The organism is Thermostichus sp. OS-CIW-32, assembly GCF_054060415.1.
Map to the genome: position 1 here is coordinate 148,867 of NZ_JBSSDD010000001.1, position 25,799 is coordinate 174,665.

Annotated in this window: 21 protein-coding genes; 8 read left to right on the plus strand and 13 right to left on the minus strand. The window is 59.1% G+C overall.

What is annotated here, in order from left to right; genetic code table 11:
• Nucleotides 1-100 precede the first annotated feature (100 nt).
• Nucleotides 101-811 (minus strand): 4'-phosphopantetheinyl transferase family protein, encoded by a 711-nt coding sequence (locus tag ACVWY8_RS00745; protein ID WP_457396716.1) that lies wholly within the window; start codon nt 809-811, stop codon nt 101-103.
• Nucleotides 812-836: 25 nt separating this feature from the next.
• Between ACVWY8_RS00745 and ACVWY8_RS00750 the strand changes: the two genes are divergently transcribed.
• Both ACVWY8_RS00750 and htpG read left to right on the plus strand, forming a co-directional pair.
• A complete protein-coding gene (locus ACVWY8_RS00750; protein WP_457392452.1) occupies nt 837-2,306 on the plus strand; it encodes an LCP family protein in 1,470 nt (489 codons plus the stop codon).
• A 107-nt stretch (nt 2,307-2,413) separates the two neighbouring features.
• Nucleotides 2,414-4,273 (plus strand): molecular chaperone HtpG, encoded by a 1,860-nt coding sequence (htpG, locus tag ACVWY8_RS00755; RefSeq protein WP_414344628.1) that lies wholly within the window; start codon nt 2,414-2,416, stop codon nt 4,271-4,273.
• Here the strand turns inward: htpG and ribH are convergent.
• Nucleotides 4,267-4,851 carry a 6,7-dimethyl-8-ribityllumazine synthase gene (gene ribH, locus ACVWY8_RS00760; protein ID WP_011432636.1) on the minus strand — a complete coding sequence of 195 codons (585 nt, stop codon included), beginning with the start codon at nt 4,849-4,851 and terminating at the stop codon, nt 4,267-4,269. The genes htpG and ribH overlap by 7 nt on opposite strands.
• Before the next feature lie 368 nt (nt 4,852-5,219).
• On the opposite strand from ribH, the gene glnT reads away from it, so the two are divergent.
• A complete protein-coding gene (gene glnT / locus ACVWY8_RS00765) occupies nt 5,220-6,518 on the plus strand; it encodes a type III glutamate--ammonia ligase (RefSeq protein WP_457392450.1) in 1,299 nt (432 codons plus the stop codon).
• 63 nt (nt 6,519-6,581) lie between these two features.
• Here glnT and ACVWY8_RS00770 read toward each other — a convergent pair whose 3' ends face one another.
• The 5 genes from ACVWY8_RS00770 to ACVWY8_RS00790 form a co-directional block, all read right to left on the minus strand.
• Nucleotides 6,582-7,448 carry a shikimate dehydrogenase gene (locus ACVWY8_RS00770; protein ID WP_457392701.1) on the minus strand — a complete coding sequence of 289 codons (867 nt, stop codon included), beginning with the start codon at nt 7,446-7,448 and terminating at the stop codon, nt 6,582-6,584.
• A 62-nt stretch (nt 7,449-7,510) separates the two neighbouring features.
• A complete protein-coding gene (locus ACVWY8_RS00775; RefSeq protein ID WP_457392447.1) occupies nt 7,511-8,014 on the minus strand; it encodes a hypothetical protein in 504 nt (167 codons plus the stop codon).
• A gap of 47 nt (nt 8,015-8,061) precedes the next feature.
• Nucleotides 8,062-9,240 carry a response regulator gene (locus ACVWY8_RS00780; RefSeq protein WP_457396720.1) on the minus strand — a complete coding sequence of 393 codons (1,179 nt, stop codon included), beginning with the start codon at nt 9,238-9,240 and terminating at the stop codon, nt 8,062-8,064.
• Between the two features lie 606 nt (nt 9,241-9,846).
• On the minus strand, nt 9,847-10,593 hold the full coding sequence (locus ACVWY8_RS00785) for an SIMPL domain-containing protein (protein WP_457392442.1): 747 nt from the start codon (nt 10,591-10,593) through the stop codon (nt 9,847-9,849).
• A gap of 30 nt (nt 10,594-10,623) precedes the next feature.
• Nucleotides 10,624-10,968, minus strand: a complete 345-nt coding sequence (locus ACVWY8_RS00790) for a hypothetical protein (protein WP_457396722.1) — start codon at nt 10,966-10,968, stop codon at nt 10,624-10,626.
• A gap of 174 nt (nt 10,969-11,142) precedes the next feature.
• Here ACVWY8_RS00790 and ACVWY8_RS00795 point away from each other — a divergent pair, with 174 nt between their 5' ends.
• The 3 genes from ACVWY8_RS00795 to ACVWY8_RS00805 all read left to right on the plus strand — a co-directional run bounded on the left by ACVWY8_RS00795 (nt 11,143) and on the right by ACVWY8_RS00805 (nt 13,087).
• The gene (locus tag ACVWY8_RS00795) at nt 11,143-11,418 is read left to right on the plus strand and encodes a DUF4404 family protein (protein ID WP_457392437.1); all 276 of its coding nucleotides are present in this window, start codon (nt 11,143-11,145) and stop codon (nt 11,416-11,418) included.
• 78 nt (nt 11,419-11,496) lie between these two features.
• Complete coding sequence (gene hemL, locus ACVWY8_RS00800; RefSeq protein ID WP_414399924.1) at nt 11,497-12,807, plus strand: glutamate-1-semialdehyde 2,1-aminomutase; 1,311 nt, start codon at nt 11,497-11,499, stop codon at nt 12,805-12,807.
• A gap of 37 nt (nt 12,808-12,844) precedes the next feature.
• Complete coding sequence (locus ACVWY8_RS00805; RefSeq protein WP_414406701.1) at nt 12,845-13,087, plus strand: hypothetical protein; 243 nt, start codon at nt 12,845-12,847, stop codon at nt 13,085-13,087.
• On the opposite strand, the gene ACVWY8_RS00810 is transcribed toward ACVWY8_RS00805, so the two are convergent.
• From ACVWY8_RS00810 to murQ, 5 genes are all read right to left on the minus strand, one after another.
• Nucleotides 13,084-14,484 carry a ferredoxin:protochlorophyllide reductase (ATP-dependent) subunit N gene (locus ACVWY8_RS00810; protein ID WP_457392435.1) on the minus strand — a complete coding sequence of 467 codons (1,401 nt, stop codon included), beginning with the start codon at nt 14,482-14,484 and terminating at the stop codon, nt 13,084-13,086. The two genes, ACVWY8_RS00805 and ACVWY8_RS00810, sit on opposite strands and share 4 nt — an antisense overlap.
• A 41-nt stretch (nt 14,485-14,525) precedes the next feature.
• Entirely contained in the window at nt 14,526-15,503 is a 978-nt protein-coding gene (locus ACVWY8_RS00815; protein WP_457392432.1) for a protochlorophyllide reductase, read from the minus strand.
• A 168-nt stretch (nt 15,504-15,671) separates the two neighbouring features.
• Nucleotides 15,672-16,508 (minus strand): ferredoxin:protochlorophyllide reductase (ATP-dependent) iron-sulfur ATP-binding protein, encoded by an 837-nt coding sequence (bchL, locus tag ACVWY8_RS00820; protein ID WP_041437180.1) that lies wholly within the window; start codon nt 16,506-16,508, stop codon nt 15,672-15,674.
• Nucleotides 16,509-16,879: 371 nt separating this feature from the next.
• Nucleotides 16,880-18,166: a recombinase family protein gene (locus ACVWY8_RS00825; protein ID WP_457392429.1), complete on the minus strand. Its 1,287-nt coding sequence runs from the start codon at nt 18,164-18,166 to the stop codon at nt 16,880-16,882.
• A 24-nt stretch (nt 18,167-18,190) separates the two neighbouring features.
• Entirely contained in the window at nt 18,191-19,117 is a 927-nt protein-coding gene (gene murQ, locus ACVWY8_RS00830) for an N-acetylmuramic acid 6-phosphate etherase (RefSeq protein WP_457392427.1), read from the minus strand.
• A gap of 377 nt (nt 19,118-19,494) precedes the next feature.
• On the opposite strand from murQ, the gene ACVWY8_RS00835 reads away from it, so the two are divergent.
• Entirely contained in the window at nt 19,495-20,886 is a 1,392-nt protein-coding gene (locus ACVWY8_RS00835) for a histidine phosphatase family protein (RefSeq protein WP_457392699.1), read from the plus strand.
• Between the two features lie 2 nt (nt 20,887-20,888).
• A complete protein-coding gene (locus ACVWY8_RS00840) occupies nt 20,889-22,253 on the plus strand; it encodes a dihydroorotase (RefSeq protein ID WP_457392424.1) in 1,365 nt (454 codons plus the stop codon).
• Between the two features lie 82 nt (nt 22,254-22,335).
• Here the strand turns inward: ACVWY8_RS00840 and ileS are convergent, their stop codons facing one another.
• A complete protein-coding gene (gene ileS / locus ACVWY8_RS00845; protein WP_457392697.1) occupies nt 22,336-25,119 on the minus strand; it encodes an isoleucine--tRNA ligase in 2,784 nt (927 codons plus the stop codon).
• Nucleotides 25,120-25,799: the final 680 nt, after the last annotated feature.

Sequence of the window (25,799 nt, forward strand, 5' to 3'; positions counted from 1 at the left end):
TTCTCACTTCTCACTCCTCCCTTCTCACTCCTCTGCGAGTAGCCTGGAAACTCAAGATAGCATCTCTAGGCGGAGAGGTTTTGATTCCCTTCTGCCCTGTCTAGCCATCCACATCCTCGTAGAGCCGCACGGCTGGGGCTTCCTCTCCGTCTTTCCTTATTTCAAGGGCTACCGCAGCGGCGTAGCCACCGGCAACCCGAAGGGGTAGGGTTACCCAGCGGGAGTCCTCGCCCAAAGCTGCAGAGCCGGCCAGACCCCTGCCTGTTCCCTTCAGGAGCGCCTCCTTTTGTGTCCACATTTGAAAGAAAAGGGCATCCCGCTCTGGAGCTGGACAGCTGGCCAAACGGCCCTGCTCAGCAGCCGAAAAATAGCGTTGGGCGATGCGCTGCCAGCGGAGCACAGGTCGAACCCATTCCAGATCCACTCCAATGCGGTATTGCCATCTCAGGCCGATCAGGACGCGCTCGTGGGAGTGGCTGAGGTTAAACTGCAGCGGCAGGGGTGGATCCCGCCAGTAGGGTTTGCCGGTAGAACTGTGGTCGAGGGGGATCCCCTGGGGCGGAATGCCGCTGTAGCGGCTGAGCAAGCTCCGCAACCCAAGACGACCGGCCAGAAAGCGGCGCCGATCTGCCGGCAGTTGTAAACGCTCTGCCCGCCGACATTCTTCAGGGGAAAGAAGGCCGAGCTGGGGGAGCAACTTCTCCAACGGGGGGACTGTCTGCAGCCAAAGATGCACCTCTGACTTTCCCGACAACGGCTGCAGGGATCCCCCTGTGGCGACTGCTACCTCGCTGAAGTTGGATCCAGACAACTCTGAAAACTGAGGATAGGATAACATGGCCTTGAATTGGTGGGGTTGGCAACACCACCCAGACAGTACACCCTTTCCTGTACGCGCTCGCGAGACCTGGTCTGACCTGATGCCCTCCTTCCACTATCCCCCCCGTCCTGACCGTGTCCGCGCAGCTCGTCAGCAGGCCATTCGTCAGGGGATCCTCTGGCTGTTGTTGGGGTTCACGGCTGTGTTGGCGGGTTCTGCCGGTGCCCTCCTGGCCGTGATGTTGCCCCGTCAGGTGATCCCAACTTCCCTCACTCCTGCAGAACAAGAAGCCTTCCGTCCTGATGCCTTACGGGCTGCGGCTCTGGATCGCTCGTTGCATATCCTCATTCTCGGCACAGACAACCCGGATCCCACCCTGCCCTTGCCCACAGAGCGAGATCGCTTCCACACCCGCAGCGACACCATTCTCTTGGCCCGCTTTGATCCCCAGGCGCGGCGGATTACCGTTTTGTCCATCCCCCGCGACACTCGTGTGCGCTTGCCCGGCTTTGGCGTGACCAAGATCAATGCTGCCAACTTGGCAGGGGGCCCGGCGCTGGCGGCCCAGGTGGTCAGCCACTTGATGGGTGGGATCCCGATTGACCGCTACATTCGCCTCAATACCGATGCTCTGGAAGAGCTGATCGATGCGGTGGGCGGCGTGGAAATCTACGTGCCGGAACCGATGCAGTACGCAGATCACACCCAGCAGTTGTTCATCCACCTGGAGCCCGGCTGGCAACGCCTCAATGGAGAACAAGCCCACCACTTTGCCCGCTTTCGCCGCGATCACCTGGGATTGGGGGATATCGGTCGGGTGCAACGGCAACAGGAATTGCTGCGGGCCCTGAGCCGGGAACTGCTCTCTCCTGCCGTCTGGCCGCGGATCCCAAAGATTTTGCAGGTTATCCGCACCAACCTCGATACCAACCTCACCTGGGAAGAGGTTCTGAGCTTGGCCAAGTTTGTCCTCACCTCTGGGGGCGATCGCATCGACCTGGTGCTGTTGCCGGGCCGCTTCAGCCAGCCGGGAGAATTTTCCACCAGCTACTGGCTGCCGGATCCAGCCGGGATCCGACGGGTGGCCGTCTCCCACTTTGGCCTGGAGGCAGAGGTAGCCCGCATTCCTCCACACCGCCTGCGCATAGCCGTGCAAAACGCAACCGGAGAGCCCGGGATGGCCCGCCGTATGGTGCAAGAATTGGTGAGGCAAGGATACGTCCATGCTTTTGCTGTGGAAGACAGCACTCAGGTGCTGCAGCAAACGGAGATCCTCGCCCAGAGCGGGGATCGGGAGGGGGCTAAACAGATCCGCGCCGCCATTGGCCTGGGAGAAGTGCGGGTAGAATCTACTGGCGTTCTCAACTCCGATGTCACCATTCGAGTCGGCCAAGATTGGGCTCAACAGTTGGCTTTGGATGAAGCACTCCGCGCCGCTGACGCCAACGGCCAAACCCAAGCTCCGCCCGGAGCAGCTCAGCTCTAGAGAGCCGGTTCGGTTGCGAGTGCGGATTTCCGAAAAAGAGCCTGCTTGTCGGGGACTTCTCAACCTCTGTAGATTGGCACTGAGCTTGTTTGAGTGCTGAGCCACCTATGACCGTGCTGGAACAGGGATCCATCACCATCCACACCGAGAACATCTTTCCCATCATCAAGCAGTCTCTCTACTCGGATCGAGAGATCTTCTTGCGGGAGCTGATCTCCAATGCTGCTGATGCCATCACCAAGCTGAAGATGGCCAGCCTTGCCGGCGAAGTGGCAGATCTCCCAGAGCCGGAGATTACGATTGCCCTCAACAAGGAGGCCAAGACCTTAGCGGTGGCCGATAACGGCATCGGCATGACTGCCGAGGAAGTGAAAAAATACATCAACCAGGTGGCTTTTTCCAGCGCTGAAGAGTTCATTCAAAAGTACAAGGGCAAAGACGCAGAGCAAGCAATCATTGGCCACTTTGGTCTAGGATTCTACTCCTCTTTTATGGTGTCGCAGCGGGTGGAGATCGACACCCTCTCCTATCGGCCCGGCAGCACGCCGGTGAAGTGGGCTTGTGACGGCACCACTACTTTTACCCTCTCCGATTCTGAGCGCTCCAGCATCGGCACCACCGTTACCCTTTACATCACCCCCGAAAACGAAGAATACCTGGAGCCAAGCCGCATTCGGGAATTGGTTCGTAAATACTGCGATTTCATCCCCGTTCCCATCAAGTTAAACGGGGAAGTGATCAACAAGCAAAAGCCCCTGTGGAGAACCTCACCTTCCGAACTCAAAGATGAGGATTACCTAGAGTTTTATCGCTACCTCTATCCCTTTCAAGAGGATCCCCATTTCTGGGTGCACATCAACACCGACTATCCCTTCATCGTGCAAGGGATCCTCTATTTTCCCAAGTTGCGCCCAGATATTGATCCCACCAAGGGTCAAGTCAAGCTGTTCTGCAACCAAGTCTTTGTCCAAGATAACTGTGAGGAAGTTATCCCCAAGTTCCTCCTACCTCTGCGGGGGGCCATCGACAGTCCGGATATTCCCCTCAACGTCTCTCGCAGCTTCTTGCAAAATGACCGCACCGTAAGGCGCATTGGGGATCACGTTGCCAAAAAGGTGGCGGATCGTCTCAATGAACTGTACAGGGAAGATTACGAAAAATACGTCAAGGTCTGGCCCGACATCAGCCTCTTTATGAAGTTTGGGGCGATGAACAACGACAAGTTCTTTGCCCAGATTAAGGATATTCTCATTTTCCGAGTGGCCGGATCCCCTGCTGACAAACCCGAATATGTGACCCTGAAAGCGTACCTGGAGCGCACCCGCGACAAGCAAAACAAGCGAGTTTACTACGCCACCGATGAGGCGGCCCAGAGCGCCTACATCGATCTCCACCGCTCCCAGGGGCTGGAAGTGATCATGTTGGATAGCTGGATCGACAGCCACTTCAGCAGCTTTTTGGAGCGGGAATACAAAGAAGAAGGGATCCAATTTAAGCGGGTGGACTCTGAGCTGGATGAAACGCTGGTGGATAAAGACAAAGCCGCCGAAATTGTTGACCCGGTAACGCAAAAAACCCGCAGCCAAAAGTTGATCGATCTCTTCCGACAAGCCCTGGGCAAAGACAAGTTGCAGATCCAAGCAGAAGCCCTTAAATCGGAGTCGGTTCCGGCCATGATCTTGCTACCGGAGACGCTGCGGCGCCTACAGGAGCTCAACGCCGTCATCCAGCAGAAGCCGCTGGAGTTTCTGGAAGAGCACACCCTGGTTCTGAACACGGCCCATCCCCTCATCCAAAACCTGCAGTCTCTTGCCGATCGGGGGCGGGATCCCGACTTGGTTCACCTCATCTGCAATCACATCTACGATCTGGCTTTGATTACCCAGAAAAGCTTTGACCCGGCAGCCGCGCGGGCCTTTGTGCAGCGCTCCAACGAAGTGCTGACTCGGCTCACCCGCCCTCAATAGGCAGCGCTGTCCAGGGTAGACTGCAGGGCTTCCGCTCCACCGGGCAGAGACGGACGGGATCCGGCCCCGTTGCCGCTGTGGCCGTAGCTGCCTTGGAGCACGGGGGCAACTTGGCGCATCAGCGTCGCCATCTCCAGGGCACTCATGGCGTATTCCCAACCTTTGTTGCTCTTGACCCCGGCCCGCTCCAGAGCCTGCTGCAGGGTATCGGCGGTGAGGATCCCGAAAATGACCGGCACGCCGGTACGAAATCCTGCCGCCGCAATGCCCTTGGAGACCTCCGCTGCCACATAGTCGAAGTGGGGAGTTTGCCCGCGAATCACTGCCCCCAGACAGATGATGGCATCATAACGGCGAGATTGGGCCAGTTGGTGAGCCAGCAAAGGCACCTCAAAACTGCCGGGCACCCAGTAGTAGTCCACTTGCTTGCTCTCCGGGCCGACATCCACACCATGCCGCTTCAGCGCGTCCTGGCACCCTTCTAACAATTTGCCGGTGATCAGGTCGTTAAACCGACCGATGACGATGGCTAGACGCAGATCCTCCGTCTGAACAAAATTGCCCTCGTAAACTGCCATCTACGCTGCTCCAGATCTACCCAAGAGAAGAACAAGCGGAAAACCATGCTCTCCCATCCTAATTCACTGAGGGAGCCACGGCGCAGACGCCCCGGCCTTCATGCCCAGAGGTACTGCTCGAAACGATGGCTTGCTGGCCCTCTTGGCATTCAACTTCCACCCCGCCTTGGCAACCATCTGGGCTGACTCAAAAGCGGGAAGGAACATCAACGGGTAATTGTTGGCCAGGGGAGAATTTTCCCATTGCTGCGCAACCCTGGGCGAATACAAATGGCGGTGTTTGTCTTCCTGGCCGCTTCTTTTGATAAAGATCTATTTTTGTGCGGAAAGACACATCTCTACCTGAGGCCAAGACCTAGCTTGGGTACATGACACAGCCGCTTTCTGAAATTGCCCGCGCCCAAGGGATCAACTACTTTCTGCTCTCTTTTACCGACCTGTTTGGGATCCAACGGGCCAAGCTGGTGCCTGCCTCAGCTATCGACTTCATGGCAGAGGGTCAGGCTGGATTTGCCGGGTTTGCTGCCTGGTTGGACTTGACGCCTGCAGACCCCGATGTGTTTGCCCAGCCGGAGCGCGAGCGCTTGTTTCAACTGCCCTGGCAGCCGGAAGTGGCCTGGATGCCTGCCGATCTAGTCCAGGTCAACGGGGATCCCTTGCCACAAACCCCCCGCTGGGTATTGAAGAAGGTGTTGTCCCAAGCAGAAGCCATGGGCTTTCAAGTCAAGACGGGGATCGAATGCGAGTTCATGCTTCTGTCGCCCGAAGAGTGGGCCATTTCCGATGAGCGGGATCGGCAGGCCAAGCCCTGCTATGACCAGCAAAGTTTGATGCGGCGTTTCTCGGTGATCCGAGACATCTGCGATGGCATGCAGAAGCTGGGCTGGGATCCCTATCAAAACGATCACGAAGATGCCAACGGCCAGTTTGAGATGAACTGGCGGTTTGACGATGCCCTAGTTACGGCTGATCGCCACGCCTTTTTCAAATACATGGTGAAAAGCATTGCCGAAAAGCATGGCTACCGGGCCACCTTTATGCCCAAACCCTTTGCCCATCTGACGGGCAACGGCTGCCACACCCATATTTCTCTTTGGCAGGGGGAGCAAAACCTGTTTGCCGATCCTCAAGGGGAATTGGGGCTTTCTCAACTGGCCTATCACTTCATTGGCGGGGTGCTGCACCATGCGCCTGCTTTGTGTGCCCTCACCAACCCAACGGTCAATTCTTATCGTCGCCTCAATGCCCCTGTCACCCTCTCTGGGGCCACCTGGTCTCCCAACACGATCAGCTACAGCGGCAATAATCGCACCCACGCCATTCGGATCCCGGATGCCGGGCGGTTTGAACTGCGTTTGGCCGATGCTGCTGCCAATCCCTACCTTTTGGCTGCCGGTCTCATTGCCGCCGGCCTGGACGGGATCCAACACCAACGGGATCCTGGCCCCCGCTGCGACAACAACACCTACACGGATCCCCTCCCCAATGCCCCAACGTTGCCCGGCTCTTTGGTCGAAGCCCTCAACCACTTAGACCAAAGTACCCTGTTCCGTAGCAGGCTGGGGGATCCCTTTGTGAATGCCTACCTCAAGCTCAAACGCCAACAGTGGCAGGAATACAACCGTCAGATCACGCCCTGGGAGCGGGAAACAACCTTGGATTGCTAGCCCGGTAGTTGTTGTTATCTCATTACACCTTGAGAGAGGGCTTCCAACTGGCCTGGAGTGACCCTAAACCTGGGCCAACTGGTGTTGAGCTGCCTGCCGCATCACCTCTACTGGCACAGGCTTGCCTCCCAGCCAAAGCGATAGAGCCTTGGCCCCCTGGTGAACCAGCATCTCTAGTCCACTGATGGGGGTATGTCCCAACTCGGCGGCCATCCGCAGCAGAGGAGTGGGATCCGGCACATAGATCAGGTCGTACACGATGGCACCTGGAGACAGCAGGCACAGTTGCTCTCGGCTCAGGGGGGAAAGCCCTTGACCGGCGGGGGATCCCGGCTTGTGCATGCCCACGGGGGTGGTGTTGACCAAAAGCCGCGTCTGAGACAGGTAGCAATTCAACTCCGCCCAGTTCACCGTCTCCACCTGAGGCCAGGTCTGTTGCAAGACCAGCAATGAGTTGGGGGATCGCCCCGCCACCCGCACCGGCCCCAGCCCCAACTCCAAACAGCCTTGGATGGCCGCCCGCGCTGCCCCCCCGGATCCCAGAATGAGAGTAGGGATCCCTTTTTCCAGACCCAGCAAAGGCTGCACAAAGCCATCGATATCGGTATTGGTGCCCGCCCACCCGCCCTCTGGCAAGGGGTAAACCGTATTCACCGCCCCCACCGCTGCTGCCCGCGATTCAATTTGGCTCAGGAGCGGGAGAATGGCCTGTTTGTGGGGGATCGTGACGTTAAATCCCCGCACCCCGATGGCCGCCAGCCCTGCCACCGCCGTCGCCAAGTGTTCTGGAGCCACCGGAAACGGCACATAGCAGTAGTTTTCCCCCATAGCCGCCAAAGCAGCGTTGTGCATGGCCGGGGATAAGCTGTGGGCCACCGGATCCCCAACCAGACCAAGCAATTGGGTGCTTCCCGAAATCCGACCGTCCACCGGCTCAGCCAACTCCTCAAGGGATCCCTTAAGCCACTCAAGATTTAAAGACGATTTAAAAACTACTGAGACTCCGACTCAACCCGCTGCAGAGTCTGCCGGTAGCGATGGCGCCAGTCGGCCAACGATTCTTCCGAAATGTGGTCGATCAAGGTGCTCATCTCCGCCAGGACCTGATAAACGCGGTCAAAGCTTTGTCGGGTTCGCTCTTCCTGTTCCGGTTGACGCGCCTGCACCATGTACAAGCTCATCTTGATGGTTTGCAGGCGGTTTTTGCCCAAATCTTCCAGCATTTCCCGAATCTGTCGGATTGCCTCCTGCCTTACCCATCTTTGTCGCCGTCGCAACAGCCAAAAGAGGATCCCGTGGACGACCCCTACCAAAGTGGCGCTGACCGCCGTTGCCGTTTCTAGCGAAAAAGCGCTGCGGCTGGCCACAAAACCACTTAGCAGAATCACCCCTATTCCTACCGCCGTCAAGATGAGCTCAATGTTGTTTAGGAACCATCTTCCTGCTGGTCTCCAGATCCCAGATCCGGCCACTTGACCCTGAAGAATGCCCATCATAGCCTTTTGCACCTCCCTTCCGTCTCTCCCGTTCGCTCAGCCCATCACTACCTGCTCAGCCGCCCCAAGGCCAGGCGCGGTCTTCTACGGCTCAGTTGACGCTTCAGACAAAGCTGCCGGAGTTTTCGCCGCCGCAAGCGGAAGGGTCTATGGGCCAGGGATCCCGCTGTGGACAGTTCCGGTGCAGAAGCCTGCATTTTTTGGCTGAGCTCTTGATGGTGTTGGCGGAGATCCTCAATCTGCCTGAGGCGAGTCTCCAGCTCTCGGCGCAGTTCGGCGTTTTCTTTTTCCAGACGCTGCAGGCGTTTCAGCAGCTCTGAGGACTCCGTTCCGCTGACGCGGTCGGAAACTGGGATGGGATGGGGAGCAGTCACCACCGAGCTGTGCACATTCCTGCTATCTCGCATAGCCTGGGCAGCCCGACGCAACAGAGCCACCCCCTTGGGATCATCGCTGTCCATGAGGCTGGCCGCTCCAAACTGGAGCTGCACCGGCAGCGCCCGCCCATTCACCACAAAGGGATCCTGAATCATCCGCTGACAGCAGCGTTCGGCAGCCATTTGCGCAGCAGCCAAGGTGCTCCCGGAGAGCAGAATGATAAACTGCCCCTCGTCGTAGCAAAACAGGTCGTCTCCATCGCGCAGGTTATTGGCCAAGCGCTCCCTAAACAGTTTGAGCAGATCAGCCCGACCGTCAGCATCCAGCCCTTGTGCCAGAGAACCGAGGTTGGCCAAGCGCAGCACAAACAAGCTGAGGGGTTCCGATTGGGCACGGGCCTGGGCCACCCGCAGCGGCAAACGAGCCACCAAATCCTGACGGTTACCCACCTCCAAGCCAATTGACTTGGGGGGAGAGGGAGTAGATTTTTGCCCGGTTTTGAGCAGATATTGCTGGCGGCGACTTTCTACAATGCGCAGCCCTGCCCGCACCCGCGTCAGCAGCTCTGCAGCCTGAAAGGGTTTGGAAAGAAACTCATCGGCGCCTGCCTCCAAAGCCCGCTCCATGCTATCGTTGCCCTCGCGGGCAGTCATAATGATGTAGTACACCCAAGCATATTCCGGCAGTTGCCGCAGTTGACGGCACAGGTCTAGGCCGTTCAGGGAGGGCATGACCCAATCGGCAATGATCAGATCTGGGGGTTGGCGGCGAATTTGCTCCAGCGCGGAGAGGCCATCCAAAGCATAAGAAATACTGCAGCCCTGCTTGCCCAAAAAGTTGGACAGCATCTCTGCCACCATGTAGCTATCATCCACGATCAGTATACGGGCTTGCAGACTGCTGTCTTGGCTTCTGCCAGAGCCGGATTTCCCCTTCTCGGGCAGAGGAGTTGCACCAACGCTCTCCGGGCTGGGATCCATAGACAAACTGAGGCAGGATGGCGAGAAAATCCGGGAAAGCAAACTACCCGCAACTTTCCATCGCTATTCTAATGCGGTAGCAAACAGCAGCCGCTTCAACTTTGCCGAGTTGGTTAAATTATAGTCATTATAAATAAACAGGAATGAAACATTTCTGTTGCATCGCTTCCCAACTCCCCTCTCCCAGAGGGAGAGGGGTTGGGGGTGAGGGCTGACTCCTTCTGGGGGAGGGGTTGGGGGTGAGGGTGGTTCCAGAAGCAGCGCGGAGCGCTTGGGCAGCAGTGCGGAACGCCTGGGGAGTGTCTCAATCTAGTTTGGAATGACCATAGCCAAGTAATTGGATTATTGACAGATCATTGCGGAGCCGGTGTCTGTTGCTGCCCAAGGCTTGCTCTGACCAGAAGCCCTTTGGCGGGAGAGCTGAAATCTATGTGGTGAACATTTGTGAATTATTCGAGGCAGCAAAGCAGAGGCTCAGTAACGGAGCTCGAGGGTGACTTGGGCGCGCACGGTTTGCTGTCCCCCCTCCACCGGTGTGGATGCCGTTTCTAGACGGGCATAGTCGGCGCGGGCAAAGGGGATCGGCGGCGGGATCATGTAGCCATCGCTCTGAATCTGGATGCGCTCGACGGAACGGATGCTCAGGTTCAAGACCCCCAGCACATCCTGGGCTTGGCGTTGGGCATCTTTCACGGCTTGGGTTAGGGCGCGGCTGCGCGCTTCCAACAGGGTGGCATCGTCGGCCCGGAAACTGACCGATTCCACCTGGGTGGCTCCGGCGGCCACAGCTTCGTCCAGCACTTGCCCAGCTCTGGCCACAGGCACCTCGAATTGCAGACTGTTTTGCCCCTGTACACCCGTTAGGCGAGGTTGGCCATCCCGATAGTCGTATTGCGGGTAGAGGGAAATGCCGGTGGTTTGTAGAGCGCCTACTTGCAGCTCCTTGAGGCGATTGACCAGCCGCTCTGAGCGTTCTGCCACCTGTTGTTGTACCGATTGCGCCGTCTCCCCTTGAATGACTACCCCTAAGCGAATGAGGGCAATGGAGTTCTCCACCGAGACCGATCCCTGCCCTGTAACCGTCAACATTCGGGATCCCTCAGCGGGACTGGCCATCGCTCCACCTCCGGCGATTATGTTCCAACCCAACAGGGCCACCGCCAGTACCAGGCCCAGCCACGCCACCCCCTTCAGCCCTTTCCAACCCCTGATCCCGTTCATTGCTTTCCCCTTCTGTGGTTCAATCCCAGCCTACTCCCACCGCTCCTCTACCTGATCCGACAAAAGCCCCAGCCACCAGTTCCCTAACCTCACCCAGCCGGTGCGTTCTTGCCCCCACGGATCCCGTATCCGCACACGGAATACCCGTTGATACTTGGAAGTGCTCCCGGAAAAAGGCCCCAGCCGCCAATACCGCGCCTCCTGGCTCAAAATGGAGTAGCCATGCTTTGCCGCCCACCGCTGCAGCAATTCTTGGCTGCGTCTTTGTTCCCAGACGAAAATCCCAACGAAAAGGGCAGCAGCAACCGCCGCCCCTACTAGGGCCAATGCCAGCTCAGACATGGGGCAGACATGGGGATAGACTCTACCGCCCATCCTACAAAGGTTGCTCCAATGCTGGGATCCCCGGCTGCAAAAGTTAACCTTCGCCGCTTACCCGCTCTTAGACCCTAGATAGAGGGATCCCTGCTTCAACCCATCAGACCGTATGATTGAGGCAGGGTGGTCAAAACTCAATCGGTTCTCAAGTCGTTAAGGTCTCTTTACAGAATGGCCGAATCGAAACTGCGACAACTGCTGCACGATCTGGATGTTGAGCTGCAAAAAACCCCTGGCTTGGATGAAAAGCAGCGACAGCACATTGCCGCCATTCGCCAGGAAGTGGAGGCGGTGCTGGCCGATCTGGGATCCCGAACCGAGAGCAAACCGAGCCAAGGCCCCAGGGATCGCATCGGAGAGGCGCTGGGTCTGTTCGAGACCTCCCATCCCAACCTCACCCTGATCCTGGAGCAGGTGATCGACACGCTGGCGGGAATGGGTTTGTAGTTTCATGGTCGGTAAAAGGGCTCACCAGAAAGCTCCCTTGCTTGCTAGCCTTGGTAATGCGTTGAAAGCTCCTGCTCTATGACCAGCACTCTCCACTCCACTTCGTTTAACACCGCCCGCTCCAAACAGATTTTTGCCCGGGCACAAAGTCTCATGCCGGGGGGAGTGAGTTCTCCGGTACGGGCCTTCAAGTCGGTGGGCGGGGATCCCGTCGTGTTCGACCGCGTCTCAGGGGCCTACGCCTGGGATGTGGACGGCAACCAATACATCGACTATATCGGCAGTTGGGGGCCTGCCATTGTCGGCCATGCTCACCCCGAGGTCATTGAGGCTCTGCGCCGAGCTTTGGAGAAAGGCACCAGCTTCGGCGCCCCTTGCGTTCTGGAAAATGAGCTGGCGGAGCGGGTCATTGAGGCGGTGCCCAGTGTGGAGATGGTGCGCTTTGTCAATTCCGGCACCGAAGCTTGCATGGCGGTGCTGCGCCTGATGCGGGCCTATACCGGTCGGGAAAAGGTGATCAAGTTTGAGGGCTGCTACCACGGCCATGCGGACATGTTCTTGGTGAAGGCCGGTTCGGGGGTGGCCACGCTGGGCTTGCCAGACTCGCCGGGGGTGCCCAAGGCAGCTACCAGCGCTACGCTGACGGCTCCCTACAACGACCTGGAGGCAGTCAAGGCCCTGTTTGAACAGCACCCTGACTCCATTGCCGGAGTCATCCTAGAGCCGGTGGTGGGCAATGCCGGCTTTATTCCCCCCCAGCCGGGCTTCTTGGAAGGGTTGCGAGATCTCACCCAAAAGTACGGGGCCCTGCTGGTATTTGACGAGGTGATGACCGGCTTTCGCATCAGCTATGGCGGTGTACAGGCCAAGTTTGGGGTCATCCCCGATTTAACGACCCTGGGCAAGGTCATCGGCGGCGGCCTGCCGGTGGGGGCCTACGGCGGTCGGCGAGAAATTATGGAAATGGTGGCTCCAGCGGGGCCGATGTATCAGGCGGGCACCCTTTCCGGCAACCCCCTGGCCATGACGGCAGGGATCCAGACACTGGACATTTTGCGCCGCCCGGGCACCTACGAGTATCTGGAGCGGATTACCGAGAAGTTGGCGACGGGGCTATTGCAGATCGCGCGGGAAACCGGGCATGAGATGTGCGGGGGCTATCTGCCCGGCATGTTTGGCTTCTTTTTTACTGCCGGCCCAGTGCGCAACTACGAAGAGGCCAAGACTTCCGATCTGCAGAAATTTGCCCGCTTCCATCGCGGCATGTTGGAGCGGGGAGTCTATCTGGCGCCCTCGCAATTTGAGGCCGGCTTCACCTCCCTGGCCCACACAGAGGCCGATGTGGAGAAAACCCTAGCCGCCGCGCGAGAGGTGTTGAGCACCCTCTGAGTTGACAATTACCCCCTCGCGAGCCGGGATCCCTGCTATGGCCGAGCATATCCATCGCAACTGGAGCATCACCACCCAAGCTACAGAGAAGGGGTTTATCTTTCGCTGCCGACTGCTCCAGCAAGATGGCTCTTGCGAGTCGGAGATTGGCACCAAAGCCTACGGCTACTTTCAAAACGAGGCCGAAGCTATTCTGGCGGGCATGGTCTGGATCGACCGGCAGCAACTGCCGGATCACCTGGACGGCCTACTGTTCGACAACGAAGAGCCGGAGAATTAGACAGGGGCTTCTTCTCGCACCAGCCGCTCCCAACCCAAGCCTTTGAGGGCAGCATTGCGCCGCAGCGGTCGGGTCACCAGCTCCAGCAGAGCCTGGGTGTTGCCGAAGCCGTGGATCTGGGCGAAGGTGAACTCCACCGACCACTTGGTGGTTATCCCCCGTGCCTCTAGGGGGTTGGCGTGGGCCATACCTGTGATCACCAGATCCGGCTGCAGGGCCTTGATGCGCTGGATTTGGTTGTAGTTATCCGGCTTTTCTACGATGGTGGGCTTGGGTACCCCCATCTCTTCGCAGGTGCGCTCCAAGAGGGCCAGCTCAGCCGCCTGGTAGCGTTTGTCCATGTAAGGGATCCCAATTTCCTGCACCGTCATGCCGCAGCGCACCAAGAAACGGGCCAGCGAGATCTCCAGCAGGTTATCGCCCATGAAGAAAACGCTTTTGCCCCGCAGCAGCTCCCGATAATCCCGAACCTGGGGATGGTTCCACACTTCCGCTTCCCGCTCTGCCAAGCCTTGAGTTGGGATCCCCAGCTCGCGGGCAATGGCTTCTATCCAGGCGCGGGTGCCATCCGGCCCGATGGGAAAAGGAGCGGTGATGAGCTTAGCCTTTTTGCGGCGTACCAGCGTGGTGGCCGTGCGGCTGAGGAAAGGATTCACCCCCACCACGTAGGTGCCCGGCTCGATGGCCGGCAGCTCTCCATAGCGTTTGGCCGGCAACCAGCCGGAGACGCGGATCCCGTGTTTTTTCAGCTCCAGGGTGAGTTGGGTAACCACCGGATCGGGCACCGAGCCGAAGATCACCAAGGGGGGATGCTTGTGGAAGCCTTCCTCCTCTTTCTTTTTTCCGGAGCGGAGCCCGTAGAAAAGGGCCTGGAGACCCCCGCGGGTTTCCTGCTCCTCTGCCCGCACCTGCTCTGGGCAGCGCTGAGCCATCGAGGCCAAAACCGTATCTTCCCCTTGGGTAAAGGCGTAGTCGAGGCCATTGGCCCGTGCCACCACAATCGGGATCCCGATCTCCCCTTCCAGCTTCTGGGCTAGGCCCTCCAGATCCATTTTGATGATCTCGGTGGTGCAGGTGCCGATCCAAACAATCACGCTGGGATTGCGATCTCGTTGAATTTGCAGGCACAGCCGCTTCAGCTCCTCATAGTCGTTGAGCTTGGCGCTAATATCCCCCTCTTCCAGCTCCGCCATGGCATAGCGGGGCTCGGCAAAGATCATCACCCCCATGGCGTTTTGCAGAAAGTAGCCACAGGTTTTGGTGCCGATGACCAAAAAGAAGCTGTCTTCAATTTTTTGATAAAGCCAAGCTACACAACTAATCGGGCAAAAGGTATGGTAGTTGCCGGTTTCGCACTGAAAGTTAAGGGCATTGGCACTATCCAAAGCAGCATTCATGCTCGTCTCCTAACAACATATAAAGAGGGGAACATTTCGGGCTAAAGGGCCGCCAACTGGGGCGCACCCACCAATTTTTCGCTGAGATCCCAAAGCAGTTTGGCCTTGGCATCGTCTGCCGCCTCGTCAGAGACTTCTTGGTTAAAGGGCTTGGCATTCTTGCGTTGCCGGTTGCCCCAGCTCCAGTAGAACCCCGACCGACGAAACTCGGGATCGGCCACCACTTGGGCCACCCGCTCTCCGGCCAATTCCTGAGAAACAAATCCGCCCGTGATGTTTTTTTGAAACCAGGGGAAAAGTTTTTGAAACAGGGGATAGTGATGGCGGAACAGAGCCGTGGTGGCTACACACCCCGGATAGAGGGAGAGGAAGGTGATGCCAGTGCTTTCGTGGAAGCGGCGGTGCAGCTCGCGCATGGTGAGGATATTGCAGACTTTGCTGTCTTTGTAGGCTTTCACCGGTTCAAATTTGCCGCCGTCCGCCATGCTGATGGGATCCTTAAAGCCCTGGGCAAATCCCCGCAGATCCCCCAGGTGGGGTTGGGGTGGGATCTTACCCCCCAGCTCCTTGGGATTGTGGGTAACCGTGCCCAAGATCACCAGCCGCCGATCCGGATAGGTGGAGCGTTTCAGATCCTCCAGCATCAAGTGGCAGAGCAAGAAATGCCCCAGATGGTTGGTGGCCATGGTCAGCTCATATCCTTCCGGGCTGCGCAAGGGCTGCTTGAGCAAGGGCATGTAGATGGCGGCATTGCAGACCAAGGCGTCCAAGGAACGGCCCCAGTTGCGGAATTGCTCGACAAACCGCCGCACGCTGGCCAAGCTGGCTAGGTCGATCTGCATCAGGGTATAGCTGCCCTGGGGGATCCCCACTTGTTGGGCCACCCGGTAGGCTTTGTCCAGATCCCGACAGGCCATCACCACGTGCCAGCCGCGCTTGGCCAAGGCCAAAGCTGAGTATAGGCCAACACCCGAGGAAGCTCCGGTAATCACGACGGTGGGTTGCTCTTGTCCTTGCATATCCAACTCCTGTGCCATTTCCTTCCCAAAGCGGGATCCCCAGGGATCCCTGCAGGATCCATCTTGGAGTGGAAAGCGGATCGGACAACAAATTGATAAGGTTTGCGACGGTTTTCCGAAACAGTGGCTTCATTTTTGGACACACTGCCCAAGCCGGCAGGGGATCCCTTACACCAAGGCCAGTTGGCGGGCTGGAGTGTTGTAAAAGTCGGAGAGCAAAGCAAACAGCTCCCGATCCTCGGCAGGTTGGGGCACGATCCCTTCCGGGCGGGCCAGCAGCTCATCGGCGATGTTCAGGTAGTACTGGCAGACGGGCTCCAGGCTGGGATCGGTTTCCGCCATCTCGAAGAGGGTCTTGCCCTTGACCCGCGAGACGCGAATATCTTCGATGAGGGGAAGCACCTCGATAACCGGCATGGGAACTGCCGAGACGTATTTGTCAATCAGATCCCGCTTGCTGGTGCGATTGCCGATCAGCCCGGCCAACCGCAGCTTGCGGGTTTTGGCCTTTTCTCGCACCGAGGCAGCAATCCGATTGGCGGCAAACAGGGCATCAAAGCCGTTGTCGGTTACGATCAGGCAGTAGTCGGCGTAGTTGAGGGGAGCCGCAAAACCGCCGCACACCACATCCCCCAACACATCGAAGAGGATGACATCGTACTCATCGAAGGCGTTCAGCTCCTTCAGGAGTTTGACGGTTTCCCCCACCACATAGCCGCCACAGCCGGCCCCTGCCGGGGGCCCACCCGCTTCCACGCAGTCCACGCCGCCGTAGCCGCGGTAGATCACATCTTCTGGGTAGATGTCTTCGTGGTGATAGCCCTTGGCTTCCAGGGTGTCGATGATGGTGGGGATGAGAAAGCCGGTCAGGGTGAAGGTGCTATCGTGCTTGGGATCACAGCCAATCTGCAAGACCTTTTTGCCCCGCCTGGCCAAGGCCACCGAGATGTTGCAACTGGTGGTGGATTTGCCGATCCCACCTTTTCCGTAAACCGCCAATTTCACAGCGCGTTCCTCCATGGGGCAGACAAGGGACATTATCGGCAGCCAACCCGCCCCCTGAGAACTGTTGCGAAGGATAAAGGTGGATCCCTCAAAAAGCTAGAAGTTCCCAGATCTTGCAAATGGTCCTAAGAAAGTTCCCAGGGCTTCTCAAGTCGATTTTTGATGTTTTTCCCGATTTTAGTTTTAGATATACTTTCATCAGTGATCAAAAGAAAACAATTCCAGATGACAATTCACCCAAATCGGGAAGGATTCAGCTATGCCATGGCGCTGATCCCGTCCTCTTGGCTTGTCGCTGAGGCAGGGCTGAGTCGAGAAAGAATCAAGAATGATCTCAATTCTCCGGGGAAGGTGGGGAGAACCCTTCACTCTCAGGGATCAAAGGCAAACGTAACTCGCACCGCTCCTGCAGAATCCACCTCGATCCTGCGCAGGAATTCCCGCAGGTAGGCACGCCGTTCGGTCTCGCTGAGGTCTTGCCAGAAGGGCGGGATGGAGAGGGTTTGGATGGTCTGGGTGAGGTTGGCGGGGGGGAGTTGCTCCAGCTTTTGGGCCAAGCGGGCCGTCTCTGCTCGCAACTGGTAGCGACGCTGGGCCAGGGAGGCCTCGTCCATTAGTCCAGATTGCTGCAGCTCTTCCAATTGCCGCAGCCGCTCGGCGTTGGCCTGGATTTGGGCTTGCAGCTCTTGGCGGGCTTGAGTGAGGGCTTGTCGATCCAGTTGCTGGGCGCGTTGGGGCAGTTGTTCGCACACCTGCCGGATCACCTCTTGCAGGACTTCGGTGTAGGGGAGGCTGTAGCGACAGGTTTGGCAGCGCAGATAGAGGTAGGGGGATCCGTTCTTTTTCCCCTTGCGAGGGGTGGTTTGCACAATGCGCAGAAGGCTGCCACAAGCGCAGCAATGAACCAGGCCGGCCAAAGCGCGGGGAGCACTGGCGCTGCGGCGAGGGATCCCTTGGTTGCGTTTGAGCCAGCGATCGATCTGGGCGGCTTCCGTGCGGCTGAGAAGGGCCGGGTGAGTGTCCCGCAGGGTGGTGCCGTCGGCATAGGCCAGATCCCCGCGGTACACCGGGTTGAGCAGCCAGTTGCGTCCGGTAGCCACAGAAATCCGCTTGTGGTGTTTTTCTTCCAAAAAGCGCACCGCCCGGCGCAGGGATCCGTAGAGGAGAAAGTGCTGGAAAAAATCCTGAACGATGCTGGCCTGCCGGCGATCCAGCACGTAGCGTTCCCCTTCGCGGCGGTAGCCAAAGGGGGCAGGGCCGGGGGGAGGCTTGCCCGCCAGGCGGTTTTGGGCTTGGCTGCAGCAGAGGCGGCGGCTTTGCAACTGATGGGGGATCTCGGCCAGCAGGGGGATCCAATCGGCAGCCTTGGTGGGGGTTTGCAGGCCGGATTCGGTGACCAAGCTGAGGCGGATCCCGGAGTGTTGGATTTGCAGCAGCCGCTCGTGGATTTCATCCGCCCGATCCCCCAGATCCGCCAGGCGCAAGAGCAGCACTTCCTGCACCCAGCCGGCTGTGATGCGCCGGAACAGCTCCTCCAGATAGGTTCGGGATCCCCAATCGTGCAGGATGGGATCGGCCCCTCGCCCCTGGAGCCAGGCCAACTCCTGTTCCGGCAAAGGGGCATGGGAAGGCGTGTAGAGGTAGCCGCAAACGCTCATGGACAAGCCACCCAGCTGTCATCACTACTGCTGCGCCAGAGCAGCATCAAGCACCTGGCGAATGTTGCCCTGGGCCTGTTGCAAGTGCTGACGGGCCTCTTGAGCAGAGCACCCCAGCAAGGCCACAAGGATGGCGGTTTTCACCTCTCCATCACAAGCCTGCAGCAATTGGGCAGCCGCGGCGGGATCCAGATCGCAGGCTAGGGCCACCATTCGCTCCGCCCGTTGCTTGAGCTTGGCATTGCTGGCCTGGAGATCCACCATCAGGTTGCCATAGGTCTTGCCCAAGCGGATCATCACCCCGGTGGAGATCGTGTTCAACACCAGCTTTTGGGCTGTGCCGGCTTTCATGCGGGTGGATCCGAGGATTACCTCCGGCCCCACCAAAGGGGCAATGGCAATGTCCACCTGCTCGGTTAGAGGAGAAGGGTGATTGCAGGCCAGGCCAATCGTGAGCGCCCCAATACTTCTGGCGGCTTGGATCCCACCCAGCACATAGGGGGTACGACCGCTGGCAGCAATTCCCACCACACTATCTTGAGCTTGGAGGTGGAGACTCTCCAGAGCGCGGGCAGCCGCTTCCGCGTCATCCTCTGCGCCTTCTACCGCCTGGGTCAGGGCCCTTTCCCCCCCGGCAATCAAAGCCACCACCTGTGCGGGGGAAGTGCCAAAAGTGGGCGGGCACTCAGCCGCATCCAGCACCCCCAGCCGACCTGAGGTTCCTGCCCCGATATAGATCAGCCGCCCGCCGCGACTCATCCGCTCGGCAATGGCATCGATGGCTTGGGCAATCGGCTCTGCTTGAGCAGCCACCGCTTCCGGCACCCGCCGATCCTCAGCGTTGATCCGTTTCACCAGTTCCCAGGTGCTGAGACGGTCGATCTCGGCTGTGGCCGGGTTGGGGCTTTCGGTCAGGGATCCGGGATCCCAAGCCAATTGTGGAGAAACCATGGCAGCGCTTGTCCAGGCAAGAGGGATCCGCCTTCAGGGATCCTACACTTTGTCTTCTCGGATTCTATCGGTGGCAGGGGGCTCTCCTGAGGGAGCAGTGGAGGGAAAAACTGCGCCAACAGCACCACAACAAGGGCAAGGAGCACCAAGCCGGCCCCCTTCGCCAACGTCCATTCAACCAAAACCTCTGCCAGCGGAAACGCAGCGCGGCCATTCTCCAAAGATGCCCCCATCACAAGCGGCGACCAGCCCAAATACGCCTCAGTCGGCAGCCCAACCGGTGAATTGACGAAGGCGAGCGCCGCCCAGTGGCGGTACTCTAGAAGGTGTTCTAAGGACTCCGTCCCGCTACTGCGATGAGTAAGTCCGTGCAAGCGATGGCAAGGACTCCGTCCCGCTACCGCGACCAGCCTGCCCTGCGCATCTTGATCGTGCGCCATGGTGAGAGCACCTTCAACCTGGAAAATCGCATTCAAGGCCGCTCCGATCTCTCCCGGCTCACCCCCACTGGAGAAGTGCAGGCGCAGCGTGTAGCCGAGGCCCTGGCCGGGATCCCGTTGGATTGCGCCTATTGCAGCCCCCTGTCTCGCGCCCTCGATACCGCTCGCGTCATTTTGAAAGACCGAGAAGGGATCCCTCTGCACATCACCGATCAACTGCGGGAGATCGACCTGACGGCCTGGGAAGGGCTGACCTTTGCCGAGGTGCAGGAGAAATACCCCGAAGATTACCACCTGTGGCGGCACCATCCCGACACCCTGGAGCTAGAGGGCCGCTTTCCGGTGCGGGATCTCTGGCAGCAGGCGCAGGGGTTTTGGGAAATGCTGGCTTTCCATCTGCAATCGGCTTCGGGCCCCTGGAACCATGGAGCGGATCCCTCCCCAAGGCAGACCCTCAATATCCTCATCGTGGGCCACAGCGGCATCAATCGCGCCCTGGTCAGCACCGCCATCGGCCTGGGGCCACACCACTATCACCGCCTTGGGCAGGATAACTGCGCCATCAGCGTTCTCAATTTTCCCGAGGGCCTGCAGGGGCCGCCACAACTGGAATCTCTGAACATCACCGCTCACCTCGGCCAAGCCCTGCCCAAGCGCAAGCAGGGGATGCGCATCTTGCTGGTGCGGCATGGGGAAACCCAATGGAACCGAGAGCGCCGTTTTCAAGGGCAGCGGGATATCCCCCTCAATGCCACCGGGGAGGAACAGGCAGCCAAGGTGGCAGAATTTTTGGCCACTCAACCTCTGCAACTGGCCTTCTCCAGCCCCCTGAAGCGCCCTTGGGCCACAGCCGATGCCATCTGCAGCAACCACAGCAACCTCATTTTGCGCCCAATGCCCGACTTGCAGGAGATCTGCCACGGGGACTGGGAGGGCAAGCTGCAAAGCGAAGTCGAAGCCGAATACCCCGGCGAGCTGGAGCGCTGGCAACGGGATCCGGCCAGTGTGCAAATGCCCAATGGGGAAAACCTTCACCAGGTGTGGGAGCGCACTCGCTCCGCTTGGCAGGAGCTTTTGGCCATCACCGCAGCCCAGTTTCCTCAGGGCACGGCGGTTGTTGTTGCCCACGATGCCATCAACAAGGCGATCATCTGTCAGTTGTTCGACCTTTCCCCCCAAGCCTTTTGGATCTTCAAGCAGGGGAATGGCGCCATTACGGTGATCGACTATCCAGAAGGCAAGGAGGGTGCCCCGGTTTTGAAGGTGTTGAACCTCACCACCCATCTGTCGGGCCAGATCTTGGACTGCACCACTGCCGGAGCTTTGTGAAGATGGGATCCTCTCCTCTCCGCAAGCTGACCGGTCGCGTTAGCGGGACGGAGTCCTTACCAGATGTGTGTCTCCAGAGAGTGCGCCTATTGGATCCCTTGCGCCAGCGGGATGAAGTAACCGATGTGTGGTTGCAAGAGGGTCGTCTGCGGGCCACCGAGCCGGCAGGGATCCCTGCCGATATCCCCACCATCAATGGCTCAGGTTGGGTGGTGGGGCCGGGTTTGCTGGATCTGTATGCCCACAGCGGCGAGATGGTTGGCAGCGATCTGGCCCACAGTCGGGAAACCCTGACCTCTTTGGCTGCAGCGGCTTTGGCGGGAGGCTTTACCCAGGTGGGGCTTCTGCCCACCCCCCTTCCTGGAACCGGCATATTTCCGGTGCTGGATCACCCGGAACACCTGAACCGCTACCCCCGCCAATTGGGGGATCCCCGCTGGCTGCCCTGGGCTGCCCTGAGCGTGGGTGGCCAAGGAGAAACTCCAACCCCCTGGGGAGAACTGGCGCAAGCGGGAGCAGTTGGTTTTGCAGAAGTTCAGCCGCTGCGCTCCCTGGCTCTGCTGCGGCGGGCTCTGGAGTATTTGCGGCCGGGGAAGAAACCCCTACTGCTCTGGGCCTGGGATCCCACCTTGGCCGGGCAAGGCAGCCTTTACGAAGGGATCTGGGCGCTGCGCCTGGGGCTGAAAGGGATCCCTGCCAGTGCCGAAACTGCCGCTCTGGCCCGTCTCTTGGAGGTGATCAGGAGCGTTCCTTCCCCTCCGCCTGTGCATATTATGCGCCTGAGCCAAGCCCGCAGCCTGGAGCTGATCCAACAGGCCCAAGCCGAAGGACTGCCGGTTACCGCCAGCACCACTTGGATGCACCTGATCTTGTCCGAAGAGGCCGTCCTTGAGCATCTCTACGATCCCCACCTTCGTCTCCTGCCCCCTCTTCCCAGCGCCGGCGACCGGGAGGCTCTGATCGCCGGGATCCGTTCCGGCAGCCTGGGGATCGCGACGGATCACCACCCCTACACCCATGAAGAGAAAACCCTGCCCTTTGCCGATGCCCCGCCGGGGGCGATGGGCCTGGAGCTGGCTCTGCCGCTGCTGTGGCACCATTTGGTAGAAACGGGATCCCTGACGGCGCTGCAACTGTGGTCTGCCCTCAGCCTGTACCCGGCCCGCTGCCTAAACCTAGATCCGCCCACCCTCACCCCCCACAGCGACTGGGTGCTGTTTGATCCCACCCACCCCTGGACGGTTTCTGCGGCCACCCTCCACTCCCGATCGCCAGCGACTCCCTGGCTGGAGAAAACCCTGTGCGGCAAAGTGCTGCACACCCATGTCGAGGGGATCCCCTCCGGCAGCTCCACCCCTCGATCCTGAAGAAGGCCGACAAGACCTGTCCGGAGAAAGAGCCAATTCAAAGAGGGGGATCCCTTCCCGCCAGCGGGACGGGGTCCCGAATTCAAAACTCCCCGGCCAGAGCGGCTACACAACGCTCACACAGCTCTGGATGTTCGGCAAATTCCCCCACACGGGTGGAATAGTTCCAGCAGCGCACGCACTTTTGGCCGTCAGCCGGAAAAACAGAGACCTCCAAGCCTTGACCTGAGGTTTTCTCCAGTTCCACCTGTGAGGTGATGAACAAGTAGCGCAACTCGGCAGCCCGCTCCTGCAAAAGAGCGTATAGGCTGGGATCCGCTACCTTCAGGATTACCTTGGCCTCGGTGGAAGCGCCGATGGGCTTAAAGGACTCCGTCCCGCTAACGCGACCGGTACGGGCTTGCTCCAGAGCCTTGTTCACCTCTTGGCGCACCTCTCGCAGCTGCTCCCAAATGGCCGCCAACTGGGGATCCCGCCAGTGCTCCGGCAGCTTCATCCACCCCCCCTCAAACACCGAACGGGTGGGCTTGGGATAGGGCAGATGGCTCCAAATCTCTTCGGCCAGGTGGGAGAGAACGGGGGCGATGGCCTTGGCTAAGTTCTCCAGCAACAGGGAGAGCACCGTTTGACATTGGCGCCGCCGTAGACTTTGGGCATGGCTAATGTAGAGGCGATCCTTGGCAATATCCAGGTAAAAGTTGGAGAGATCCACCACACAGAAGTTCTGAATCGCCTGGAAAAATCGGTAGAACTGATAGCTGGCAAAAGATTCGCCGATCTCGGATCCCACCTCGTGCAGGCGGTGCAAAATGTAGCGGTCTAGCTCCGTCAAGGCTTCAAAAGGAACGGCATCCTGAGTTGGATTGAAGTCGTAGAGGTTGCTCAGCAAAAAGCGAGCTGTGTTGCGGATTTTGCGATACACATCCGCCATTTGCCCAAGAATGGTCTTACCCAGCGGCACATCCCCGGAGTAGTCCACACTGGAGACCCACAGGCGCAGCACATCCGCCCCGTAGGCGGGATCCGTCTGGGGATCTTTGCCGCCGTTAATTAACACCAGCGGATCGATGACATTGCCCAGGGACTTGCTCATTTTCTGGCCTTTCTCGTCCAGCACAAACCCATGGGTGAGCACCGCCTTGTAGGGGGCATGGCCGTTGACGGCCACGGAGGTAAGCAAACTGGATTGGAACCAGCCCCGGTGTTGGTCCGAGCCCTCCAAATACAGATCCACCGGGTAGCCCAACCCCTGCGCCTTGGCCACTGCCGCCCAGGAAGAGCCGGAGTCAAACCAGACATCCATGGTGTCTGTGCCCTTGCGGTAGGTGCGGCCATTGTGGCGGTACTTCTCCGGCAGCAACTCCTCCACCGGGCGCTGCCACCAGGCGTCGGATCCCTCTTGGGCGAAGATGGCCTTGATGTGGTCGAGGGTCTCGGCGGTGAGCAAGGGCTCGCCGGTTTCTTCGTCGTAAAAGACGGGGATGGGCACACCCCAAGCCCGCTGGCGGGAAATACACCAATCCGAACGCTCCGACACCATAGCAGTGATGCGGTTCTCCCCGATGGCCGGGATCCATTTCACGGTTTTAATGGCCTGCAGGGCCAGCTCCCGGAAGCCAGCTACAGACGCAAACCACTGCTCGGTGGCCCGGAAAATCGTTGGCTCTTTCGTGCGCCAGTCGTAGGGATATTTGTGGTTGTAGGGCTCTTCCTTGAGCAAAGCCCCCGCAGCCTGCAGAGCCTGGATGACAGCAGCATTGCCGCTGGTCTCCGGCTTCTTGGAGAGCACATCCAACCCGACGAACTGGGATCCGGCCTCGGCGGTAAATCTCCCCTGATCGTCCACAGGGCTGAGAATGGGCAGACCGTACTTTTGGCCGGTTTTGAAGTCATCTTCCCCATGCCCCGGAGCTGTGTGCACAATGCCGGTGCCGGACTCGGTGGTGACATAGTCCCCCAGCACGCAGAGGCTGGCGCGGTCAAAGAGGGGGTGCCGTCCTTGACTGTATTCCAGGGCGGATCCCGGCAGGGTGGCCTTGATCTCCAGAGGCGTCTCCAGAACCTTCTCCAGCCGCTCCCGCAGATCGGCGGCGATCAACAGCAGGCCGAAGCGGGGAGACTCCACCACTGCATAGGTGAGCTTGGGGTTAAAGCAGAGAGCCAGGTTGGCCGGGATCGTCCAAGGGGTGGTGGTCCAGATGGCTGCCCGCAGGCCCGGCATGAAAGGCTCCAAAACCGGCTGCGCCGCCGGGCTGAGGCTCTGCAGGGGAAAGGCCACGTAGATGCTGGGGGAGATGTGGTTGTCGGGGTACTCCAGCTCGGCTTCCGCCAGAGCCGTCTGGGAGCTGGGGCTCCAGTGGACGGGTTTGAGGCCGCGGTAGATGTAGCCCTTGAGGGCCATTTGTCCAAACACCTCAATTTGTGCGGCTTCGTACTCCGGCGACAGCGTCAGGTAGGGCCGATCCCAGGATCCCCATACCCCCAGGCGCTGAAAACTGGCCCGCTGCACATCAACGTAGTGCAGGGCGTACTCCTTGGCTTTTTGTCGCAGCTGCAGAGGGGTGAGGTTTTCCCGCTCCTGCGGGGTGAGGCTTTGCAACACTTTCAGTTCGATGGGCAGGCCGTGGCAATCCCAGCCGGGCACGTAGCGCACCTTGCGCCCCTGCAGGATGTGGTACTTGTTGACGATATCCTTGAGGATCTTGTTGAGGGTGGTGCCCATGTGGATATCGCCATTGGCGTAGGGCGGTCCATCGTGCAGGACAAAGGGATCCCCAGGATTGTGGTCGGCAAGGCGCTGGTAGATTTGCTCTTCCTGCCAAAAGGCTTGAATGGCGGGTTCTCTCTTGGCGGCCTCTGCCCGCATGGGAAACTGAGTTTGGGGCAGGTTGAGGGTACTTTTGTAGTCCACGGCAACTCGAGCCAACTAGAGGGCGTCCTTCTATCCTACGCTGTTGCCTTATCCTCAGCAGTCCATCCCTCACCCCTCTTGTGGGACAGGGGATCCGAAGCCCACGGTCACCCAGAGCGCCTGGAGCTCTCAAACGGCTCCAACAAACCACCGCATGAACTCCCTGATCGAGAAAACAAGAAAAGATTTGTGCTAGTCTCAGGGTGTCGTTTAGTAAGGGAGGTTCCTGCGGATGCCAGATAGTAGTAGTTGTAAGGGTCGTCAAGTTGGGTTCAGCCGGCTGTGCGCCGGGGCTGTTCTCTAACGGTCTGAACTTAGATCCTTCAGTCTGCTGAAGAGTCTTCGCGTTCTGGCTCGCTTGGAGTTCCTCCCGGCAGTCAGGTTCCAGTTGAAGGCCCGCTAGACCGCTCTTTCCCTGACCGCCTGTTGTTGCCTTGGGGGTGGGAGAGAGCGGATAGTTTTGCAGATAGCTGTAGCGGGGCTTGGAATGGACGGGCGTCTAAAGATGCCAGTGTTTCTTGAGGTTGGGTCCTTTCAAGACACCTCGACCCAACCTTTCGAGACCCCTCGGGATTGTTCGGTCAATTGCTGGCAGGAGTGGGGCGATCCACCACCGGAGCACCAAGGGAGTCGCC

Excerpts from the sequence above, each read along its gene's own strand:
- ACVWY8_RS00810 (WP_457392435.1), bottom strand. The coding sequence starts at position 14,484 with ATGAATGCTGCTTTGGATAGTGCCAATGCCCTTAACTTTCAGTGCGAA.
- ACVWY8_RS00785 (WP_457392442.1), bottom strand. The coding sequence starts at position 10,593 with ATGAACGGGATCAGGGGTTGGAAAGGGCTGAAGGGGGTGGCGTGGCTG.
- ACVWY8_RS00795 (WP_457392437.1), top strand. The coding sequence starts at position 11,143 with ATGGCCGAATCGAAACTGCGACAACTGCTGCACGATCTGGATGTTGAG.
- ACVWY8_RS00805 (WP_414406701.1), top strand. The coding sequence starts at position 12,845 with ATGGCCGAGCATATCCATCGCAACTGGAGCATCACCACCCAAGCTACA.
- ACVWY8_RS00750 (WP_457392452.1), top strand. The coding sequence starts at position 837 with ATGGCCTTGAATTGGTGGGGTTGGCAACACCACCCAGACAGTACACCC.
- ACVWY8_RS00790 (WP_457396722.1), bottom strand. The coding sequence starts at position 10,968 with ATGGGCGGTAGAGTCTATCCCCATGTCTGCCCCATGTCTGAGCTGGCA.
- hemL (WP_414399924.1), top strand. The coding sequence starts at position 11,497 with ATGACCAGCACTCTCCACTCCACTTCGTTTAACACCGCCCGCTCCAAA.
- ACVWY8_RS00815 (WP_457392432.1), bottom strand. The coding sequence starts at position 15,503 with ATGCAAGGACAAGAGCAACCCACCGTCGTGATTACCGGAGCTTCCTCG.
- ribH (WP_011432636.1), bottom strand. The coding sequence starts at position 4,851 with ATGGCAGTTTACGAGGGCAATTTTGTTCAGACGGAGGATCTGCGTCTA.
- ileS (WP_457392697.1), bottom strand. The coding sequence starts at position 25,119 with ATGCGGGCAGAGGCCGCCAAGAGAGAACCCGCCATTCAAGCCTTTTGG.
- htpG (WP_414344628.1), top strand. The coding sequence starts at position 2,414 with ATGACCGTGCTGGAACAGGGATCCATCACCATCCACACCGAGAACATC.
- ACVWY8_RS00780 (WP_457396720.1), bottom strand. The coding sequence starts at position 9,240 with ATGCTGTCCAACTTTTTGGGCAAGCAGGGCTGCAGTATTTCTTATGCT.
- ACVWY8_RS00825 (WP_457392429.1), bottom strand. The coding sequence starts at position 18,166 with ATGAGCGTTTGCGGCTACCTCTACACGCCTTCCCATGCCCCTTTGCCG.
- murQ (WP_457392427.1), bottom strand. The coding sequence starts at position 19,117 with ATGGTTTCTCCACAATTGGCTTGGGATCCCGGATCCCTGACCGAAAGC.
- glnT (WP_457392450.1), top strand. The coding sequence starts at position 5,220 with ATGACACAGCCGCTTTCTGAAATTGCCCGCGCCCAAGGGATCAACTAC.
- ACVWY8_RS00775 (WP_457392447.1), bottom strand. The coding sequence starts at position 8,014 with ATGATGGGCATTCTTCAGGGTCAAGTGGCCGGATCTGGGATCTGGAGA.
- ACVWY8_RS00835 (WP_457392699.1), top strand. The coding sequence starts at position 19,495 with ATGGCAAGGACTCCGTCCCGCTACCGCGACCAGCCTGCCCTGCGCATC.
- ACVWY8_RS00840 (WP_457392424.1), top strand. The coding sequence starts at position 20,889 with ATGGGATCCTCTCCTCTCCGCAAGCTGACCGGTCGCGTTAGCGGGACG.